The 19,615-nt window shown below is 69.6% G+C and carries 18 protein-coding genes; 9 read left to right on the forward strand and 9 right to left on the reverse strand.

The window, feature by feature from the left end; all coding sequences use genetic code 11:
* The first annotated feature begins 37 nt into the window (after window positions 1-37).
* Window positions 38-868: a glycosyltransferase gene (locus tag HFP48_RS08175; RefSeq protein WP_168579329.1), complete on the forward strand. Its 831-nt coding sequence runs from the start codon at window positions 38-40 to the stop codon at window positions 866-868.
* Between the two features lie 69 nt (window positions 869-937).
* Here the strand turns inward: HFP48_RS08175 and HFP48_RS08180 are convergent, their stop codons facing one another.
* Together HFP48_RS08180 and HFP48_RS08185 are read right to left on the reverse strand one after the other, a co-directional pair.
* Window positions 938-2,392, reverse strand: a complete 1,455-nt coding sequence (locus HFP48_RS08180; RefSeq protein WP_168579330.1) for a sugar transferase — start codon at window positions 2,390-2,392, stop codon at window positions 938-940.
* A complete protein-coding gene (locus HFP48_RS08185) occupies window positions 2,389-3,552 on the reverse strand; it encodes a class I SAM-dependent methyltransferase (protein WP_168579331.1) in 1,164 nt (387 codons plus the stop codon). Before HFP48_RS08185 ends, HFP48_RS08180 begins: the two co-directional genes overlap by 4 nt.
* Before the next feature lie 62 nt (window positions 3,553-3,614).
* Between HFP48_RS08185 and rfbC the strand changes: the two genes are divergently transcribed.
* On the forward strand, window positions 3,615-4,169 hold the full coding sequence (rfbC, locus tag HFP48_RS08190) for a dTDP-4-dehydrorhamnose 3,5-epimerase (protein WP_006940756.1): 555 nt from the start codon (window positions 3,615-3,617) through the stop codon (window positions 4,167-4,169).
* A 1-nt stretch (window position 4,170) separates the two neighbouring features.
* Here the strand turns inward: rfbC and HFP48_RS08195 are convergent, their stop codons facing one another.
* From HFP48_RS08195 to HFP48_RS08210, 4 genes are read right to left on the reverse strand one after another with little or no spacing between them, the layout of a single operon-like run.
* Window positions 4,171-5,211 carry an SDR family oxidoreductase gene (locus tag HFP48_RS08195; protein ID WP_168579332.1) on the reverse strand — a complete coding sequence of 347 codons (1,041 nt, stop codon included), beginning with the start codon at window positions 5,209-5,211 and terminating at the stop codon, window positions 4,171-4,173.
* A 1-nt stretch (window position 5,212) separates the two neighbouring features.
* Window positions 5,213-5,866, reverse strand: a complete 654-nt coding sequence (locus HFP48_RS08200) for a PIG-L family deacetylase (RefSeq protein WP_210432814.1) — start codon at window positions 5,864-5,866, stop codon at window positions 5,213-5,215.
* On the reverse strand, window positions 5,863-6,657 hold the full coding sequence (locus HFP48_RS08205; RefSeq protein ID WP_054371847.1) for a glucose-1-phosphate cytidylyltransferase: 795 nt from the start codon (window positions 6,655-6,657) through the stop codon (window positions 5,863-5,865). Before HFP48_RS08205 ends, HFP48_RS08200 begins: the two co-directional genes overlap by 4 nt.
* The gene (locus HFP48_RS08210; RefSeq protein ID WP_168579334.1) at window positions 6,654-7,910 is read right to left on the reverse strand and encodes a class I SAM-dependent methyltransferase; all 1,257 of its coding nucleotides are present in this window, start codon (window positions 7,908-7,910) and stop codon (window positions 6,654-6,656) included. The genes HFP48_RS08205 and HFP48_RS08210 overlap by 4 nt, the downstream gene beginning before the upstream one ends.
* A 248-nt stretch (window positions 7,911-8,158) precedes the next feature.
* Between HFP48_RS08210 and HFP48_RS08215 the strand changes: the two genes are divergently transcribed.
* The 5 genes from HFP48_RS08215 to HFP48_RS08235 all read left to right on the forward strand — a co-directional run bounded on the left by HFP48_RS08215 (window position 8,159) and on the right by HFP48_RS08235 (window position 13,930).
* Entirely contained in the window at window positions 8,159-8,620 is a 462-nt protein-coding gene (locus HFP48_RS08215; RefSeq protein WP_168579335.1) for a GyrI-like domain-containing protein, read from the forward strand.
* On the forward strand, window positions 8,617-9,042 hold the full coding sequence (locus HFP48_RS08220; RefSeq protein ID WP_168579336.1) for a hypothetical protein: 426 nt from the start codon (window positions 8,617-8,619) through the stop codon (window positions 9,040-9,042). Before HFP48_RS08215 ends, HFP48_RS08220 begins: the two co-directional genes overlap by 4 nt.
* 512 nt (window positions 9,043-9,554) lie before the next feature.
* Window positions 9,555-9,899 carry a hypothetical protein gene (locus HFP48_RS31535; RefSeq protein ID WP_246872527.1) on the forward strand — a complete coding sequence of 115 codons (345 nt, stop codon included), beginning with the start codon at window positions 9,555-9,557 and terminating at the stop codon, window positions 9,897-9,899.
* Window positions 9,896-12,028, forward strand: coding sequence for an Rv1355c family protein (locus HFP48_RS08230; RefSeq protein ID WP_168579338.1), 2,133 nt, complete (start codon window positions 9,896-9,898; stop codon window positions 12,026-12,028). Before HFP48_RS31535 ends, HFP48_RS08230 begins: the two co-directional genes overlap by 4 nt.
* Window positions 12,029-12,073: 45 nt before the next feature.
* The gene (locus HFP48_RS08235) at window positions 12,074-13,930 is read left to right on the forward strand and encodes a bifunctional diguanylate cyclase/phosphodiesterase (RefSeq protein ID WP_168579339.1); all 1,857 of its coding nucleotides are present in this window, start codon (window positions 12,074-12,076) and stop codon (window positions 13,928-13,930) included.
* A 16-nt stretch (window positions 13,931-13,946) separates the two neighbouring features.
* Here HFP48_RS08235 and efeB read toward each other — a convergent pair whose 3' ends face one another.
* Genes efeB through efeU form a run of 3 tightly spaced genes read right to left on the reverse strand, consistent with a single transcriptional unit; the run spans window position 13,947 to window position 17,265 of the window.
* Window positions 13,947-15,221, reverse strand: a complete 1,275-nt coding sequence (gene efeB, locus HFP48_RS08240) for an iron uptake transporter deferrochelatase/peroxidase subunit (protein ID WP_029542174.1) — start codon at window positions 15,219-15,221, stop codon at window positions 13,947-13,949.
* Window positions 15,218-16,357, reverse strand: a complete 1,140-nt coding sequence (efeO, locus tag HFP48_RS08245; RefSeq protein ID WP_006940785.1) for an iron uptake system protein EfeO — start codon at window positions 16,355-16,357, stop codon at window positions 15,218-15,220. Before efeO ends, efeB begins: the two co-directional genes overlap by 4 nt.
* A gap of 29 nt (window positions 16,358-16,386) precedes the next feature.
* Window positions 16,387-17,265: an iron uptake transporter permease EfeU gene (efeU, locus tag HFP48_RS08250; RefSeq protein ID WP_006940787.1), complete on the reverse strand. Its 879-nt coding sequence runs from the start codon at window positions 17,263-17,265 to the stop codon at window positions 16,387-16,389.
* A 139-nt stretch (window positions 17,266-17,404) separates the two neighbouring features.
* Between efeU and HFP48_RS08255 the strand changes: the two genes are divergently transcribed.
* Both HFP48_RS08255 and eno read left to right on the forward strand, forming a co-directional pair.
* Window positions 17,405-18,166, forward strand: coding sequence for a lytic murein transglycosylase (locus HFP48_RS08255; RefSeq protein WP_168579340.1), 762 nt, complete (start codon window positions 17,405-17,407; stop codon window positions 18,164-18,166).
* A 153-nt stretch (window positions 18,167-18,319) separates the two neighbouring features.
* Window positions 18,320-19,606, forward strand: a complete 1,287-nt coding sequence (gene eno, locus HFP48_RS08260; RefSeq protein WP_161996910.1) for a phosphopyruvate hydratase — start codon at window positions 18,320-18,322, stop codon at window positions 19,604-19,606.
* The last annotated feature ends 9 nt before the right edge of the window (window positions 19,607-19,615 follow it).

The following is a 19,615-nucleotide window of genomic DNA, read 5'->3' on the forward strand; positions in this document are numbered from 1 at the left end:
TTCCGGCGACGGAACTCGAACGTCACGGAGGGTTCTCATGACCGCTTCGATCTCTGTCTGCGTCCCCGCGTACAACGCGGCCCGCACGCTCGACGCGACGATGCGCTCGATCCTCGACCAGGACGTCGACCTCGACGTCCTGGTGCTGGACAACGCGACGGAGGACGGCACCGCGGACATCGCGCACTCGTTCGACGACGCCCGGGTCCGGGTGGCCCGCAACGACGCGGTGCTCTCGATCGGCGACAACTGGAACAAGGCCGTGTCCCTGTCCGCCGGCGAACTCGTGAAGATCGTGTGCGCCGACGACGTGCTGCGCCCCGGATCGATCGAGGCCCAGGCGAAGGTGATGGCCGATCCCACCATCTCCCTCTCGTCCGCACGCTTCGACGTCATCGACGAGGCCGGCGACATCCGCGAGAGCGGGCTGGGCATCCCCGGGCTCGAGGGCCTGCACACGCCGCGCGCCCTGATCGGCACGATCGTGCGGCGCGGGCCGGCCGACTTCGGTCCCACCGCGGCCGCGATGTTCCGGCGCGAGCACTTCGACGGGGTGGGTGGCTTCCGGGGCGATCTGGTATTCCCGATGGACGTGGACCTGTTCGCCCGGGTCTCGACCTTCGGCATGTTCTTCGGGATGTCCGAACGTGTTGCCGCATGGCGTGATTCGACGTTCAACCTGTGCAGCCGGACGTCCTCGTTCAGCAAGTTGACGGACATGATGCGTTTCCACCACCGAATCGCGAAGGACTACCCGGACCTGGTATCCCGGGGAGATGTGATCGCCGGTGACACGCGCCTCGCGCGTGCCGCGTTCGAGCGGCTGTCGGCGCGGTCCCGGGGGCTGGCGGCGACGTTGCGTCGCTGACGCCGGGCCGGTCGTTCCCACGGGAACGGCCGGCCGGGCCGGTGCGGCACGGTCGACCGGTCGCGCTCATCATCGCCCCTTCATCGCGAGGACCGCCGAGACGGTGCGCAGCAGGATCTTGATGTCGAACCACAGCCCCCAGTTCTCGATGTAGAAGTTGTCGTACCGGGCGCGCGAGGCGATCGAGGTGTCGCCCCGCAGCCCGTTCACGGCCGCCCATCCGGTCAGCCCCGCCGGAACCCGATGCCGTGCGGTGTAGCTGGGGATCGTCGCGCCGAACTTGTCGACGAAGTGCGGACGCTCGGGCCGCGGCCCCACGAGGGTCATGTCGCCGCGGACGACGTTCCACAGTTGCGGCAGCTCGTCGAGCGACGTCGCGCGCAGGACCTTGCCGACGCGGCCGAGGCGGGCGTCGCCGGCGATACACCAGTTCGTGGCGGACTCGTTCTCGTCCGCCGGTCTCAGGGTACGGAACTTCAGCAGCTCGAACTCCCGGCCGTCCAGACCGATCCGCCGCTGCCGGAACAGGATCGGTGCCGACCTGTCGGAGAACCAGACTGCCGCACCGGTGACCACCAGCAGCGGCGCCAGCACAACGAGCGCGACGGCGCTGAGGACCCGGCTCGTCCACAGCTTGATCCCCCACGTGAGGGAACGGTGCGCCGCCCGGCGCACCCGCGTCAGCGGCATCGCCCCGACGCGCTCCATGTCGCCGCTCACGGCCGCCATCTCCCACAGCCGGGGTACGACGTAGATCTCGCAGTCGAGGCGGTCGCACTCGCGCAGGATCTTCAGCATGTCGCGGTCGCGAACGAGGGAGAAGGCGAGGATGGCCGTGCCGATCTGCTCGGCGGTGAGGAATTCTCGCAGGTTTCCGCTCAGCGGCAGGACCGGTACGTCGAGCCGGCGCACGGTATCGGGCCGGGGGTCGTCGTCGAGAAGACCCACCAGCTCGAGCCCGCACGCCGGTTCGTCGGCGATCTCGTCCGCCAGCATCACGGCGATCTCGCCGCCCCCGACGATCACGGTGCGGCGTCGGTGACGTGAGTTCCTGCGCACACGACGCTCGGCTGCGTAGGCAGCGGTGCGGGAGAGCGTCACGGCCGTGAAGGCGACAGCGGTCACCTTCACGGCCCCGAAGGACGACCCGTAGGGCTCCAGCGTCAGCGCCGTGACCACTCCGGCGAAGGTGACGGCGGCGAGCACGCGGGGGAGGTCGTCGAGCACCGAGAGCGTCAGGTGTGCCCGGTACGCTCCCAGCACCGCCATGAGCAGGACGAGCAGCGCGGCGCTCGCGACCGGACTGCCGGCCGCGGTGAGCGCGAAGACCACCGGGAGCACCACCAGGTCCGCGGTCAGCGGAAAGAAATCGATGTGCGCCCGCAGTCGCGCGGCGAAGTGCTGCGGGGTGATCGGCGTCGCCGCGGCATCCGACCGGGAGGCCGGCAGGGCGCCGCCGGGGCGCACGGTCTGCGGCCGGTGAAGGAACACGGCACGTGGGCCGCGGCGTGCGTTGGTGGTCACGATTGCACCTCGCTTCCGGCGCCGGCGGCCACCCGCGCGGCCCGCCGGCCGCGGGTGGTGCGCCGCGGCGCCGCATGGTCGGCGGGGATCATCCACCGTCCGTCGAGTTCCGGATAACGCCGCCGCACCTCGGGCAGCAGGTCGGGCAGGGTCAGGAGAACGCGATCCGGCCGGAGACGCAGCAACTGCTCGGGGGAGATGATCGGCACGTCGGTGCCGGGCATCCGCCGACCCTGCTTGGCGGGGGAGGCGTCGGCGACCCCCGCGATCAGGTGGTGGTCGAGGCCGGCACGGGCGAACAACGCGACGGCGCGGGATGCCGCCCCGTAGGCGTAGATGCGGCGTCCCTGCCGGGTCATCGCCGTTAGGCAGGTGCGCAACGCCACGGCCTGCTCGTCGGCCGCCCGCTGCAGCGTGTGCACGGCCGCGGGTTCGGTGACGCCGACGACCTTCTCGTCGGCCAGGATCCGGCGGACGGCGAGGGACAGCGGCCGGCGGGGCGCGCGGGTCGCGGCGACGAGGACGGTGCCGCCGTAGAGGTCGAAGGTCCAGGCGTCGGCGATGTGGAGGCCGACGTCCGCGAGCAGGCGGCGCAGTGCGGTCAGCGAGTAGTACGCGAAGTGACCGTGTCGCAGGGCCGTCCACTGGCGTTGCCGCACGATCGCGGCGAGCGAGTGGAACTGGATCAGCAGGACCCCCTCGGCGGTGAGGGCGCGGGCGCGCTGCCGGAAAGCGGTGTGCTGGTCGGGTGCGTGCATGATCCCGAAGCAGTCGAGTACGAGGGCGGCCGGACGCCGGGCGGACACGATCTCGTAGCCGCGGTCGGTGAGCAGGGGAAGCCAGGTGCCACCGTGTGGGCTGCCGAATTCGGCGACCGTGCCGCCCGTGAGCCATCCGGCGTCCGCGACGTCGCGCACGGCGGCGGCCGCCTGGTCGCGCAGGGCCTGCGGTTCGACACCGCGGGGCTCGTCGGGGACGGTGTCGTCGTCGGCGAGTTGCGCGAGGCCGCAGTCCCGGCACAGGGCCATCGCCAGCGGGTGCGATGTCTCGGCCGGGGTGACGGGGGTCCCGTCGAAGGGGAAGTGGTCCGCTGCGGGCATCGCGCCGAGATCGATCACCTGTTCGACGTCGGCGCCGCCGCAGCCGCGGCAGGTCGTCATGTCGGCACCTCTTCGGGGCGATTCGGGTGCCGGGGCCGCGGGCGGTGCGGGAGAATCGACGGGTGCGTGTCGAAACCACGGAGTTGCGTGACGTGCTGGTGTTCCGTCCCGAGCCGTTCCGGGACGATCGAGGTCTGTTCACCCGCACCTTCGATGCGCGGATCTTCGACGAGCAGGCCGGATCGACCGGCATCCGTGCGTCCGACTTCCTGCAGGATTCGCAGTCGCGATCCGTGCGCGGGGTGATGCGCGGCCTGCACGGCCGGTCCGGGCGTGGCGAGGCGAAGCTGGTGCGATGCGCCCACGGCGCGGTTCACGACGTGCTCGTCGACGTCCGCCCCGGATCGTCCACCTTCGGTCGGCACCAGGCGTTCCGGCTCGACGACGTCGAGTTCGCGCACCTGTTCGTCCCGCCGGGATTCCTGCACGGTTTCCAGGCGCTGACGGACACTGCCGATGTGTGCTACCGCATCGACCGGCAGCACGATCCGGCCGAGGACGTCGCGGTGCGCTACGACGATCCGGATCTCGCGATCGCCTGGCCGCTGCCGGTCAGTGTGGTCAGTGCGCGGGACGAAGCGGCGGGCACCTGGTCCGAACTTCTTGCCTCGCTGTAGCTCACGCATCCGAGACCCCGATCCGCTGGAATCGGAGCGTCGAGTCGAGCTCGCCCATCTCCTGGAGGCGGCTCAGATGCGCGAGCCGGGTGAAGCGCGTGGCGAACGCGTCGGCGGTGAGCCCGTATCGGCGATAGCTGTGGTACAGCTCGGCCGCGCCGTCGCGCACCGTCCACCGAGCCTCGTATCCGTCGAAAGCCCTACGGACAGAGGAGAAGTCGACACGGTACGACCGGGGGTCGGGGCCGCTCTCGCCGGTGATGGCGACGGTGGCGCCGGGAACGGTGTCGGCCACGGCCTCGGCGATCTGGGCGACGGTGACGTTGTTGGCTTCGGTGCCCACGTTGAAGGCCGCGCAGTGCATCCGCTCGGTGGGGGCGACGAGGGCGTGCGCGAAAGCCTCCGCGATGTCCTGCGCGTGCACGAGAGGCCGCCACGGTGTTCCGTCGGAGAGCACGCGGACCTCGCCGGTGAGGTATGCCGAACCCGCGAGGTTGTTCAGGACGATGTCGGCGCGCAGTCGCGGCGAGAACCCGAACGCGGTCGCGTTGCGCAGGAACACGGGGGAGAAGCCGGAATCGGCCATCGCGGCGACATCGTCTTCCACGCGCACCTTGCTTTCCGCGTAGGGCGTGAGGGGACGGAGCGGTGCGTTCTCGTCGACCAGGTCGTCGCCGGCCGAACCGTAGACGGAACAGGTCGAGGCGTAGAGGAACCGGCGCACGCCCGCGGCCTTCGCACACCGGGCCAGCTGCACGGACGCCTGATGGTTGATCTCGTAGGTGATCCGCGGTTCGAGGAAGCCCAGCGGGTCGTTGGACAGCGCCGCGAGGTGGATCACCGCATCGAAGCCCGTGAGGTGGGACGCGGCGACGTCGCGCAGGTCGAGACGGAGGGCCGGGGGATCGTCGGGAGCGGGGCCGAGCAGGCAGTCCGCGAACAGGCCCGAGTCCAGGCCGGTCACCTCGTGACCGTGGGAGCGGAGAACCGGCACCATGATCGACCCGAGGTACCCCTGATGACCGGTGACGAGGACGCGCATGTCATGCCTTTCCGAAGCGGACGGTGGCCTTTTCCAGGACGAACGCCTCGGCGTGCGGACGCCGGCACTGCACGCCCCGGAGCCGGGACAGGCCCAGGAAGGCCTGCTCGTCGAACCAGTCGTGGTCGACCTGGGAGGGGTAGTACTTGAGCAGGATCCGCGCTTTCTCCTCGGCGACCTTGCGGGTGAGCGGGTGGTAGATCGTCGGGTGCGGGGTGTCGGCCTCCCACTTGAGGATTTCGTAGCCGAGGACCAGGTGGTCGCGGAACACCGTGGGGACCAGTTCCGCCAGCAGCCGGTGATCCTGGTGGGCATCGCCGCGTTGCGGTGCGAACACCACGTCCGGGTCGCAGGTGTGCCGGAAGGATTCGAGGGCGGTCTTGATCGCCTCCCAGTAGCCGGGGGCGCGGCCGTCGGGGACGTCGAGGACGGTGAGTTCGAGGTCGACGCCGGGACACAGTGCGGCCAGCGCGTGCCGCTCCTCGATCTCGCGGCGCGAGTCCTCGCCCGACAGCACGAACGCGTGCACCCGCGGGGGGCTCGGCGCCTGTGCGGTCAAGCTCAGCAGCGTGCCCCCGAGCCCGATCGCGATGTCGTCGCAGTGCGCGCCGAGCACCGCGATCTCACGGACGTCGAGGGCCTGTAGTTCGATCACGACGTCACCGCCGCCCGTGCCGTCTCCCACACGGTCCAGGGATGGATGCCGCGGGCGTAGTTGTCGTCCAGCTCGGCGCGTTCTTTGAACGTGTCCGCCGGCTTCCAGAATCCGTTGTGCCGGTACCCGTACAGCCGGCCCTGCCCGGCGAGGGTGCCGCAGACGTCGGCGACGAGATCGCCGCCGGGCGGAAGGAGGTCGAAGATCTCCTGGCTCAGCACGAAGTATCCGCCGTTCTCCCAGATGGGGAAACGGCTGACCGGAACGATCTCCTTGATCTCGCCGTTCTCCGCCACATCGACGCAGTGGAACGACGACTGCGGGGGGACGACGAGCATCGAGGCCGTCGCACCAGACCGGTGGTAGCGCTCGATCATCACGTCGAGTGGGGCGTCGGTCAGGACGTCGGCGTAGTTGGCGAGGAAGTACCGGTCCCCGTCCAGGTGGTCCCGTACGCGGCGCAGGCGCTCGCCGATCGCGGATTCGAGACCGGTGTCGACGAAGGTGATCGACCAGTCGCTGATGTCGGTGTTGAGCAGCTCGACCCGGTTGTCGTGGAGGACGAAGTCGTTGGACTGCTCCTCGTGGTAATCGAGGAAGAAGTCCTTGATCTTGGCCGCTCCGTAGCCGAGGCAGAGGATGAACTCGGTGTGACCGTAGTGGGCGTAGTACTTCATGATGTGCCACAGCAGCGGTCGCGGGCCCACCATCTGCATGGGCTTGGGGATTTCGTCGGTGCGGTCGTTGCGCATCCGCATGCCGTAGCCGCCACAGAACAGAACGACTTTCATACCGTGATCCTCCTGACGAAGTCGGCGGGGCCGATGGTGGTGTGCAGGGTGGGCAGCGGGAAGACGAGCCGGCCGCCCCAGGCGGAGATGTACTGCAGCTGCGTCGTCAGTTCCGCCGCCAGGTTCCACGGCAGGGCGACGACCACGTCGGGCCGGTCCTTCTCGATCTGTTCCGGCGGCAGGATCGGGATCCGGGCGCCGGGCGTGTAACGCCCGTGCTTGTACGGATTCCGGTCGACGGTGTAGGCCATGAGGTCCGGCCGGATGCCGCAGTAGTTGAGCAGGGTGTTGCCCTTGCCCGGCGCGCCGTAACCGACGACGGACAGGCCCTGGTCGTGGCAGTCGAGGAGGAAGCGCAGGAGGGTTTGGCGGACGGAGCGGGCGCGGGCCTCGAGTTCGCGGTAACCCGCCGTGGTGTGCAGACCCGCCCGGCGTTCCTCCTCGAGCACGGCTTCCACCCGTGGCCCGGGGGAATCCGCGACCTCGTCCGGCCGGGCCCAGAGCCGGATCGATCCGCCGTGGGTGCCGAGCAGCTCCACGTCGACGACCGACAGGCCCCCGGTGGCGAGCGCCCGCATCGCGGACAGCACCGTGTAGTACTGGAAGTGCTCGTGGTAGACGGTGTCGAACTGCGCTTCGCGCACGAGGTTCAGTGCGTGGTGCACCTCGATGGAGATCCAGCCGTCGTCGGCGACCAGAGTGCGCAGTGACCGGGTGAAGCCGAGCAGGTCGGGGATGTGGGCGTAGACGTTGTTCGCCACGACCAGGTTCGCGGGCCCGTATTCCTGGCGGATGTCCTCGGCGAGGCCCTCGTCGAGGAAGGCGGTGACGGTGGGGACCCCGATTGCGCGGGCTGCGGAACCGACGTTCACCGACGGTTCGATGCCCAGGCAGGGGATGCCGGCCGCGACCGCATGTCGCAGCAGGTAACCGTCGTTGCTGGCGACCTCCACGATCGACGAGTTCGGGCCCAGATCCAGGTCGCGGATGGCGTTCTCGACGAACTGCCGCGCGTGGTCGACCCAGGAGTCGGAGAACGACGAGTAGTACGCGTACTCGGTGAAGGTGTCCTCGGGCGTGATGAGCGCCGGGATCTGCAGCAGCAGGCAGTCCTCACACAACCTCAGGTGCAGGGGGTAGGTGGTCTCGGGCAGGTCGAGCTCGTCCGCGGCCAGGAAGCGCTCGCACGGCGGCGTGGCGCCTAGATCGAGCACGCTGAGGAGTCGTTCCGATTCGCACAGGCGGCACTTCATTGATCACACCCCTCGGGCAGTCGGCCGGGACCGTGCCGGCGAGATTCTCGCAACATCAGGTCCGACTCGACTAGATAACCATACCTAGAGAATGAATGGAACCCTGAAACAAACTCTTAGATTGTTTTGCCTGCTATTAGGCGCCAGTTGGTAGACACCCCTAGACTCGGAACCACTCACACCCTCACTCGTGGGTCGGGCACGCCGGGGTGTCGAGGCGTACGGTGAGATCCTGGGGAGGTCGCCCGATGTCGTTTCAGATCGTGCAGCGCGAACAGACGCTCGTCGCCGGCCTGCCCGTGCGCAGCCCGCGCCGGGCCCTCGGCAAGGTTCGCGACCGGGCGCTCGAGCGGGCCTGGTCCGCGGTGCTGAAGCAGGAACTCGGGGGGCCCCTGGCCTCCGCATACACCGATCACGCGGTCGACATCGACTCCTACTACACCCAGACGGTCGGCTATCAGTGCGAGTCGCTGGACCAGGTGACCGAAGGCCACCTCGTCGCCTGCCTGCCCGCCGGGACCTACGCGAAGTTCTCCTCGACCGGTACGTTCCCCGGCGTCTTCATCGACCTGTGGAACCAGATCCGGGCGGCCGAGGAGGCGGGTGAGATCGTCCGGTCGTTCACCGGCGACTTCGAGTTCTATCCCCACGCGTACCGCATCGACATGTACGTGGCGATCACTACCACGGAAAAGGCTGGTGCGCAATGAGTTTCGAACTCATCAAGCTGCACGACCACTATGTGGGGGGGCTCGTTCTGCCGGGACTCGAGCCGGGGCCGACCGGGCAGCGGTCCGAACTGCTGACCTTCACGGAGGATCGCATCCGCGCGCGCGGCATCGGCGAGGTGGTCGTGGTCTACATCTGCCACCCCGAGGTCGGATGGAACGCGGTGGTCGGCTGTCGCTGCGACGGCCTGTCCGGCCTGGCGGTCGGGGACTCGCTGGTGCGGGTTCCCACCGGATACTTCGCCCGCTTCGTTCCTGACGGCGATCACTCCGATCCCGTCGAGGACGTGTGGCACCAGGTCGAGATCGCCGAGAAGGAGGGACGGATCGAACGGGCGTACCGGGAGGAGGTGGCTGTCATCGGCCCGTCGGGAGTAACGGAACTTTACATATCTTTGGCTTGAGACCGTGTGAAACACCCGAATACTGCATACTCGACCCATACAGCCACATGTATGACCCGTGCCGTCCCAGGTCGACGATCACGACAGCGGTGAGCGAGAGGGCCTGATGTGGTCCGCCGGGTGACTCCGATCGAGGTCACCCGCAAGGTCGGAGGCCGACAGTGGATCGAGCAGTGCGGGTCGCATCGGACTCGGTGCGCGAGCGTGTCTCGACCTACAGGGATCCTGCCTCCGGGTATTCGTTCGTCGCTGCCGCACCGAGTGCGGCGGGGGATCTGTGGAACGAATATCTCGCCCGGGCGTTGGGTGCCTATCGCAGATTCGGGGTCGAGTCCGCACTCGAGTACGAGAAGGTGCGAAGCGGGGAGAACACGGCGATGTTCTGCGCGGGGCTCGATCGAAGGGGGGTCGTCGTGGGTGGGGTACGAGCTCAGGGGCCTTTTCGCAGTGCGGACGAGTCCCATGCCCTGACCGAGTGGACTGCTCCGGAGCACGTCGGCCACCTCCGCCGCATGATCGAGAGCCGAATCCCGTTCGGTCTGATCGAGGCGAAGGCTGCATGGGTGTCCGAGGATGTGCCCCAGCGTCGAGAGCTCACCCTTGCGATCGCCCGGATGGGCGCGAAGTTCATGGACCTGCTCCACTCCCGGTACATGATGGCCACGGCCGCCGACAACCTTCTGGATCTGTGGAAGACCTGCGGGGGAGTGGTGGACGAGAGCATGCCGGCCACCCCGTACCCGGACGCCCGCTATCGGACCCGGCTCATGTGGTGGGACCGTCTGCGCGCCGATCCGCTCGGCGACGACCTCCGACAAGAAGTGGGTGGATATCCTCTCGACGGGGAGCCGGCGTGATGTCCGACGGCGAGGCGGGATGGACGGCTTCCGTGTTTGCGGAAGACCGGCCGGAGGATATGGTGGAATTCCGGCGCGTTCGTTCCGAACCAGGCCTCGTGGTCGTCGACCGTCTCGCCGATCAGGTGAGAGGACTGCGCGAAGTGCTCCCACCGCCGGGGAGCGAATTGCTCGACGAACCGGCACGGTGGGTCCACTACCCCTGGCGCCGGACCGTCGTCCGCGTGCTCGGCCCGCACTCGTTCCGGCGGCTACGGCTGGACCGCAACCGGAACAAGGTGACGTCGGCCGAACAGGACCGGCTGCGCGGGGTGACGGTGGGGATCGTCGGATTGAGCGTCGGCTTCTCGGTTGCGCAGGCGCTGGTGCTCGACGGGGTGTGCGGGGAACTGCGGCTCGCCGACTTCGACCCGATCGAGCTGTCGAATCTCAACCGGGTGCCGGCCTCCCTCGTCGATCTGGGCACGAACAAGGCGGTCGTGGCCGCGCGACGACTCTCGGAGCTGGATCCCTACCTGTCCCTGTCGGTGTGGCCCGACGGGGTCGGACCGGAAGCGATGAGCGAGTTCCTGGACGGACTCGACGTCGTCGTGGACGAGTGCGACTCCCTGGACGTCAAGGTCCTGTTGCGCGCGGAAGCGGCCCGGCGAGCCGTCCCGGTGGTGATGGAGACGAGTGACCGGGGGTTGATCGACGTCGAGCGCTTCGATCTGCGGCCGGGACCCCCGTTCCACGGATTGCTGGGAGAGATCGATCCGCAGCGGCTCGCCGCCCTGTCGGGTCGGGAGAAGATTCCGTACGCTCTGCGCCTGCTGGGACCGGAGCGGATCTCGACCCGGATGGCCGCCTCCCTCCTGGAGGTGGAGCGGACGCTGGTCACCTGGCCTCAACTGGGGAGCGAGGTAATGCTCGGCGGGGCGACGGTCGCCGCGGTCGTGCGCCGGCTGGGCCTCGGGCAGCCGCTGAACTCGGGGCGAGGCCGTGTGGACGTCGAGGCCTGCCTCGACGCCCTGACCCTACCCGCGGACCCGGGGAACCGGGCCGTCGCGGAAGCCCCCCTGCCCGCGGAATCGGGCGATCCGATCGACCGGGTACTGCATGCCGCGAACAGAGCCCCCTCGGGAGGTAACAGCCAACCCTGGTCCATCACGGCCGGCGGCGGGATGCTGGAGATCGACATCGCGGACGACTTCGTGCCGACCGCGATCGACATCCACTGTCGGGGCAGCTACGTGGCGCTCGGCGCAGCCCTGCAGAACGCGCGCATCGCCGCGGCGGCACACCGGATACTCGGCCCGGTCCGAGTACTCGCGCGGGACGGCGGCGAGCCGCCGCGCGAGGTGATCGCGACGATGCGGTTCTCCGACGACACCGACCCGGTGCTGGCCGCCCAGTACGAGTCCATGCTCTCGCGCGGCACCAATCGGCAACCCGGTGACGGATCGCCACTGTCCGATGCCGAGACGGCTGCCCTGTACGAGGCGGCCGCGCGGGAGGGCGGCCGGATCCGGGTCGTCACAGACGTCGATCGCCTGGCCGAGACCGCGGAGCTGCTTGCGGAATCGGACAGGATCCGCTACCTGACTCCCGTCCTGCGCCGGGAGATGCTCGCGGAACTGCGGTGGCCGCACTCCGAGGACATCGACAGTGGCATCGACGTCGGAGCACTCGGGATGGACGACGCGGAGCGCACGATGCTCGACCTGACGGTGCGAAACGATGTGCTCGATCAACTCGGGGAGTGGGACCTCGGGCACGGGCTGGGGCGTCTGACCGGAACGCGGGTGCGGAGCAGCTCGGCACTCGTAGCGGTCTTCGCGTCGGGACCGCGGCCGGTCGACTACGTCCGAGCGGGAATGGCGGCCGAGAGCGTGTGGATATGCGCCCACGGCATGGGCCTGGCGGTCCAGCCGGCGTCACCGGTGTTCCTCTACGCCGAGGACGACACCGACCTCACCCGGCTCTCGGAGGCCCGGTTCGGCGATCTCGGAAAACTGCAGTCGACGTTCGACGACGTGTTCGACAGACCGATCGGACGACGCTTCGCCCTCCTGCTCCGGGTGGCGCGGGCGCGGCCGGAACGGGTTCGCAGTGCGCGCCGCTCGGATAGGGTTCGAAGACATCCCTGATGCGGTCACGGTCGCGTCGGATGTGCTGCTCACAAGGGGTTTGGGATGGCGGAGAAGAGCTTCGAGAACATTGTCACCCGGGTCGCTTCCCGCCTCATGCCGGCGGACGCCGCGTCTCATCACTCGGTGATCGAAAGGGTGCTCCAGGACCTCGTCGAGCACTTCGAGGTCGACACCTGCTTTCTTCGCTACAACGACCACGACATCCACGCGACGGTGCTCGTCGCCGAGTGGCCGCCGCGGGAGTTCGTGCCGAGCCCGGATCCCCTGGGCGTGGTGCACTTCCGCGACGCCGACCCGATCTTCGCCATGACCGAGACCATGAAGGAACCGGCGGTCAGCCGTCCGGCGCAGTCGGGTGCCGAATACGCGGACCGGGTGCGTGCGGGTTCGGGAGTGCCCGAGGTCTCGGTCGCGGCGGTGCCGCTGATCTCCGGCAGCGTCACCACCGGCACCCTGGGCTTCATCAAGGCCGGTGATCGTGACTGGAGCGAGGACGAGATCAACACCTTGATGATGATCGCGGCGTTGCTGGCTCAGGTGCAGGCCCGGGTCCGCGCGGAACAGGACCTGCGCGACGCCGCCTATCACGACGACCTCACCGGCCTGGCGAGCCGGCGGGCCCTCCTCGAACACCTCGAGGAGCGGTTGAAGCGGGGGCAGCCGGGACCGGTCGCCGTCCTGTTCCTCGATCTGGACCGCCTCAAGCCGCTCAACGACTTCCTCGGTCACGCGGCCGTCGACGTGTTCCTGTGCCGCACCGCGCAGCGGCTGTCGCGGGTGTGCGATCCGAAGGACATGGTGGCGCGCCTCGGCGGTGACGAGTTCGTCATCGTGCTCGCCGGGGCGGTGTCGCTCGAGGTGGCGCGGGAACGCGCCGAGGCACTGCGGTGGGCGGTCGGGATGTCGGTGCAGCTGGGCAGCCAGGTCGTCGGTCGCGGCGGCAGCCTCGGTGTTGCCGTAGGCGAGCCCGGACGGATCACTCCGGTGGCGTTGCTCGGGCGCGTCGACGAGGCGATGCTGATGGCCAAGAGCAAGGGTGGCAACAGCGTCGTCGCGTACACCGACGACATGCGAGGCGCGAGCGAACGCCGCACCCTCATCGAGCTGAGCCTGCGGACCTCGATCGACGACGAGCACCTCACCCTCGAATATCAACCCGAGTTCGACCTGCGCGACGGCAGCATTCTCGGTGTCGAGGCCCTGGTGCGGTGGAATCACCCGGTGCTGGGCAAGTTGCAGCCGGCCGAGTTCATCGAGGTGGCCGAGTCGACGAACCTTGCGGGCGAACTCGGGCGCTGGGTGCTGCGGACGGCGTGCGGGCAGCTGGCCGAGTGGCGTCGCCGGATTCCGGGGTTGAACCTGCAGATGAGCGTGAACGTCTCGCCGGTGCAGCTGGTGAGCCTGGACTTCGTGGAGACGGTGGAGAGCACGCTGGAGGAGTTCGGCCTGGGCAGCTCGTGCCTGTGCCTGGAGATCACCGAGTACGTGGTCGTAAGCGATCTGGAGCGCTCCCGCAAGACACTGCGCCGGCTCGAGCGTCTGGGCGTGTGCTGCGCGATCGACGACTTCGGCACCGGCTACAGCTCGCTCGCCCACCTGAAGTCTCTGCCGGTCCACACACTCAAGATCGACAAGGCGTTCGTGCTCAATCTGCAGCGCAGCGAGAGCGACCGCGTCATCGTCGAATCGATCATGGGGCTGGCCTCCGCGTTCGGGCTGGACGTCGTGGCCGAGGGGCTCGAATCCGTGGCGGCGGCGACGAAGCTGCTCGAACTCGGCTGCTACCGCGCGCAGGGCTTCCTGCTGAGCCGCCCGAAGCCGGCGGAGGCGATCGAGGAACTACTGCTCCGGCAGCGGATCGAACTTCCGTGGCAGACCCCGGTGGTGGACCGGGCCTGAACCGGCCCGGCGGCCCTCACGCCTCGAAGAGCGCCTGCCCCCAGTACTCGCCCGGTGCCGGCCCGGCCGGGCACGCGAACACCGCCGACCCGACGTGCTGGATGTACTCGTTGAGCGCGTCGCGTCGTGCCAGTTCGCGCTGCATCGGCACGAACTGCTCGAGCGGGTTGCGGCAGAACGCGATGAAGAACAGGCCCGCATCCAGGTGGCCGAAGCCGTCGGAGCCGTCGGTGAAGTTGTAGCCCCGGCGCAGGATCTTCAGCCCGCCGAGGTGCTGGGCCGACGCGAGGCGCACGTGTGCGTCGACGGGGACGAACGGCCCGTCCGGTCCCCTGGACTCGAGGTCGAGTTCGTCGAACTCGCCGGTCTTCCCGAGCGGAGCGCCGTCGCGCTTGGTGCGGCCGATCACCTGCTCCTGCTCTTGCAGCACCGCTCGGTCCCACTGCTCGATGAGCATGCGGATCCGCCGCGCCACCAGGTAGGTGCCGCCGGCGAGCCAGGCCTGGTCGTCGCCGGGGCCGACCCACACCGACTCGGTGAGCGCGCCGGGGTCCTCGGCCTTGAGGTTGTTGGTTCCGTCCTTGAATCCGAACAGGTTCCGCGGCGTCTGCTGCGACGTCGAGGTGGACGAGGTGCGGCCGAATCCGAGCTGCGACCAGCGCACCGACGCGGTGCCGAACGCGACCCGTGCCAGGTTGCGGATGGCGTGCACCGCCACCTGGGGGTCGTTGGCGCACGCCTGGATGGCGATGTCGCCGCCGCTGCGGGCCGGATCGAGGTTGTCGGCGGGAAAGTGCGGAAGTTCCTCGAGTGCAGAGGGTCTGCGGTCGGCGAGACCGAACCGGCCGTCGAACAGCGACGGGCCGAACCCGATGGTCAGGGTCAGCTGGGAGGCGTCGAGGTCCAGGGCCTCGCCGGTGTCGGTGGGCGGATGGTAGGGACCCTCTCCGGTGGCGCCGTCCTCGGTGGCCTCGAGCCCGGCGGTCATCCGCTCGGCCATCTCGGTCCACGTCTTCAGCAGCGCGACGAGTTCGTCCCGGTCGTCGGTGGTGACGTCGAACGCCACGAAGTGCATGCGGTCCTGGGCGGGGGTGACGATCCCGGCCTGGTGTTCGCCCCGGAACGGGACGGCGCCGGCGTGGGCGGTGTCCGCGCCGGGTGCGGTGACCCGGCCGACCACCGCGCCCGCTCCGGCGAGCGCGGCGCCGGCACCGACCGCACCGAACAGGCGGCGGCGGGAGATGCCCCCGCGGGCGGCGGGGGCCGCGGCGGTGTCCGGGGTCCCGCTCATGCGCCTGCAGCTCCCGCGACGACACCCTGCACCTTGCTCACCTCGGCCGAGAGCGCGTCGATCAGGCGCGAGAGTTCCTGCCGCTGCGGCTCGGTCACGGTGTCGTAGGAGACGAAGCCGTCGCCCTGCCGGTACCGGGCGAGCGCGGCGTCGAGGTCGGCGAACCGGGCGTCGATGGCCTGCCCCAGCTCGGGATCGTTCGCGTCGAGGATCGGGCGCAGCGCGGCGACCGCGGCCTGCGAGCCGTCCACGTTGCCCTGGAAGTCCCACAGGTCGGTGTGGGAGAAGATGTCCTCCTCACCCGTGATCTTCGAGGTGGCGATCTCGTCGAGCAGGCCCTGTGCATTTCCGGCGATCTTGGTCGGGTCGACCGTGTAGTCGGCGGCGTTCACCAGGTCGGCCAGCTCCTGGACGTCGACCGCGAGCTGATCGGCGATCGCGCCCGTGTCGGGCTGGGGGCCCTGCACCCACAGGTCCTTCTCGAGCCGGTGGAATCCGGTCCAGGCCTGGCCGGGCTCGAGGTCCGCCTCGCGCAGGTCGATCCGCGGGTCGAGGTCGCCGAAGCTCTCCGCCTCCGGCTCGATGCGTTCGAAGTAGGTGCGGCTGACCGGGAACAGCCGCTTGGCCTCGTCGGCGTCGCCGGCCTTCACGGCGGCCACGAACTCGCCCGTGGCGGTGACGAGGGCTTCGGTCTGGCTGCGGATGTACCGGCGGTAGCCGTCGCCCGCCTCGGTGAGCTTGCCGTCGGCGTCGGTGGCGGCCTGGGAATCGCCCGTGACCACGAACTCCTGACGGATCCCGTCGCCGACCATGCCGGGGCGGCAGGACAGCTCGTAGGTGCCGGCCTCGGGCAGGTTCACGATCAGCTGCCGGGTGAGTCCGGGGCCGATGTTCTCGATCTCGCCCATCACCCGGTCGCCGGCGGCGAACACGTAGAACTCGGTGACCTTGGTGCCGTTGTTGGTGATGCTGAAGGTCGAGTGCCCGGTCGCGCCGTCCGCCGCCGCCACGTCGCATGCGGTGTCGGTGGCGGTGACCGCGATCGCGTCGTCGCCGGCGGTGGACTTCTCGGTGCAGCCCGCCAGGGCGAGGGGCAGGGCCGCTGCCGCCGCGAGGGCGTACGTGGATCGACGCATGGATCGGTGCCTTTCGAACAGGGAGGGGGTCAGACGGCGACGGCCGGTTCGGGTGTGCGGGCCGGCGCGACGGGACGCAGGAACACGTACAGGACGACGACGAGGTAGCTCACCCACGCGACGGCCTGGAGGACGGTGGGGTCCGGACGGAGGTTGAAGATCCCGGCCAGCACGGTGCCGTACCAACTGCCGGCGTCGTAGTGGGCCGAGACGTCGAAGGCGAGGTTCGAGCCCCCGGGCAGGACGCCGCCGATCTGGAGGGCGCGCAGGCCGTAGGCGAGAATGCCGGCCGCGACCACGATCAGGAAGGCGCCGGTGTACTTGAAGAAGCGGGCCATGTCGATCCGGATCGCCCCGAGGTACATCAGTACCGTGAGCCCGGCGGCCACGCCGATGCCGAGGAGCAGGCCGACGAGCGGCCAGGCGCTGCCGGCGGTGTTCTCCGCGTACCCGACCATGAGCAGTGCGGTCTCGAGGCCCTCACGGCCGACCGCGAAGAACGACAGGGTGAGCACCGCCGCCGGTCCCGCGAGCAGTGCCTTCTCCATTCCGGAGCGCAGGTCCCCGGAGATCGACCGCGACGCCTTGCGCATCCACAGCACCATGGCGGTCACGATCACGACCGCGGCGAGCGACGCGAGGCCCGCGGCCACCTCGGCGGCGAGGCCGGTGAGGGTGGTGGTGCCGAAGTGGATGATCCCGAACGTCGCGGCGACCATGGCGACCGCGGTGCCGACGCCGAGCCATACCCACCTCAGGGCGTCGCGGCGCTGGGCCTTGACGAGGAAGGCGACCAGGATCATCACGACGATGCCCGCTTCGAGGCCCTCGCGGAGCCCGATGAGGCCGGAGCCGAACAGCTGGGTGGCGATCGACGGGGCCTCGGAGCTCGCGGCGAGTGCGGACATGGGCATGACTCCAACGGTTAGGTGAGGCGAACCTCTCTTAGGTGACGCAAGCCGAAAACATACACCCGGTCGGGACTCCGTCGACAGGGACCTTGGTCTCTTTACCTGCGCTTTGCCGGGGATATGGATGATGGGAACCATGCCCCCTGCCGCCTCGCGCCGACGCTCGCCGTGGTCGCGCCTCCTGGTCGGCGCCGTCGCCGCGGTGATCCTCGTGGTCGTCGGCGTTGCCGTCTGGAGCCCGCGCGAGCCGCGCATCCCGATCCCGGACGGCGTCCCGCCCGCCCCCGGAACCGCGGTCCCGGCGATCGACGTCGACGCCCCCGGCCGCACCGCCGACCAGTTGCGGGACTGGGCGGCACCGCAGGCCGAGGCGCTCGGCATCCCCCGCACCGCGCTCGAGGCCTACGGTCACGCCGCAGCCGTGCTCGCCGCCTCGCGCCCCGGCTGCGGGCTCGCATGGACGACGCTCGCCGGCATCGGGAGCGTGGAGAGCCGGCACGGCCGGTACAACGGCGCGAGCATCGCCCCCGACGGACGCGTCGACCCGCCCATCCGCGGTGTGCCCCTCGACGGTGGTCCCGGACTGGCCGAGATCCGGGACACCGACGGCGGCCGGCTCGACGGCGACCCCGTTCTCGACCGGGCGGTGGGGCCCATGCAGTTCATCCCCGAGACCTGGTTCCGCTGGGGCGTGGACGCGAACGGCGACGGCGTCGCCGACCCCGACAACATCGACGACGCGACCCTGACCGCCGGCCGCTACCTGTGCGACCGGGGCGGCGACCTCACCACCGCCGAAGGCTGGACGCGGGCGCTGACGGCCTACAACCTCTCGGGCGAATACCTCGCGCTGGTGCGCGACCGCGCCGCCGCGTACGGGGTGGGCCGTCGGCCCTGACGCGGCTGCCCGATCCGTCCGCCTCCCCGCCGGGCGGGCGGCCGGTGGCCGCCGCCGTGGGGCGCGCCGTGCTTCGGGCGCAGGTCGGGGCGGTTAGGCTGTTCCCAGCGTGCAGACCCCGCAGCGTGAAGTCCATCGAAGGAGAATCAGCCAGTGGCCATCATTGAGCAGGTAGGAGCCCGCGAGATCCTCGATTCGCGTGGTAACCCCACGGTCGAGGTCGAGGTGCTGCTCGACGACGGAAGTTTTGCCCGCGCTGCGGTGCCCTCCGGTGCGTCCACCGGTGAGCACGAGGCCGTCGAGCTGCGCGACGGTGGCGAACGCTACCTGGGCAAGGGCGTCGAGCAGGCCGTCGAGGGCGTCCTCGGCGAGATCGCCCCCGCCATCATCGGCCTCGACGCGACCGAACAGCGCACCGTCGACCAGGCCCTCCTCGACACCGACGGCACCCCCGACAAGGGCCGGCTCGGCGCCAACGCCCTGCTCGGCGCGTCCCTCGCCGTCGCCAAGGCCGCGGCCGAGTCCTCCGGACTCGAGCTATTCCGCTACCTCGGCGGCCCGAACGCCCACATCCTGCCCGTGCCGATGATGAACATCCTCAACGGCGGCGCCCACGCCGACACCGGCGTCGACGTCCAGGAGTTCATGGTCGCCCCGATCGGCGCCCCCACCTTCAAGGAGTCCCTGCGCTGGGGCGCCGAGGTGTACCACGCCCTCAAGTCCGTGCTCAAGAGCCGCGGCCTGGCCACCGGTCTCGGTGACGAGGGCGGCTTCGCGCCCGACGTCGCCGGCACCAAGGAGGCCCTCGACCTCATCAGCGAGGCCGTCGCCAAGACCGGTCTGAAGCTCGGCACCGACGTCGCGCTCGCGCTCGACGTCGCCGCCACCGAGTTCTACACCGAGGCCGCCGGCTATAAGTTCGAGGGCAAGGACCGCACCGCGGGCGAGCTCGCCGACTTCTACAACGAGCTGCTCTCCGCGTACCCGCTGGTGTCCATCGAGGACCCGCTGAGCGAGGACGACTGGGACGGCTGGGTCGCGCTGACCGACAAGATCGGCAACAAGGTGCAGCTCGTCGGCGACGACCTGTTCGTCACCAACCCCGAGCGTCTCGAGGAAGGCATCGTCAAGGGCGCCGCCAACGCGCTGCTGGTGAAGGTCAACCAGATCGGCACCCTCACCGAGACCCTCGACGCCGTCGACCTCGCGCACCGCAACGGCTACAAGTCGATGATGAGCCACCGCTCCGGCGAGACCGAGGACACCACCATTGCCGACCTCGCCGTCGCCGTGGGCAGCGGCCAGATCAAGACCGGTGCCCCGGCCCGCTCCGAGCGCGTCGCCAAGTACAACCAGCTGCTGCGAATCGAGGAGTCGCTCGGCGACGCCGCCCGGTACGCCGGCGAACTGGCGTTCCCGCGTTTCAACATCGAGGGCTGAGCGCACCCG

The organism is Rhodococcus sp. DMU1 (genome assembly GCF_012272955.1).
Classification (GTDB): domain Bacteria; phylum Actinomycetota; class Actinomycetes; order Mycobacteriales; family Mycobacteriaceae; genus Rhodococcus; species Rhodococcus aetherivorans.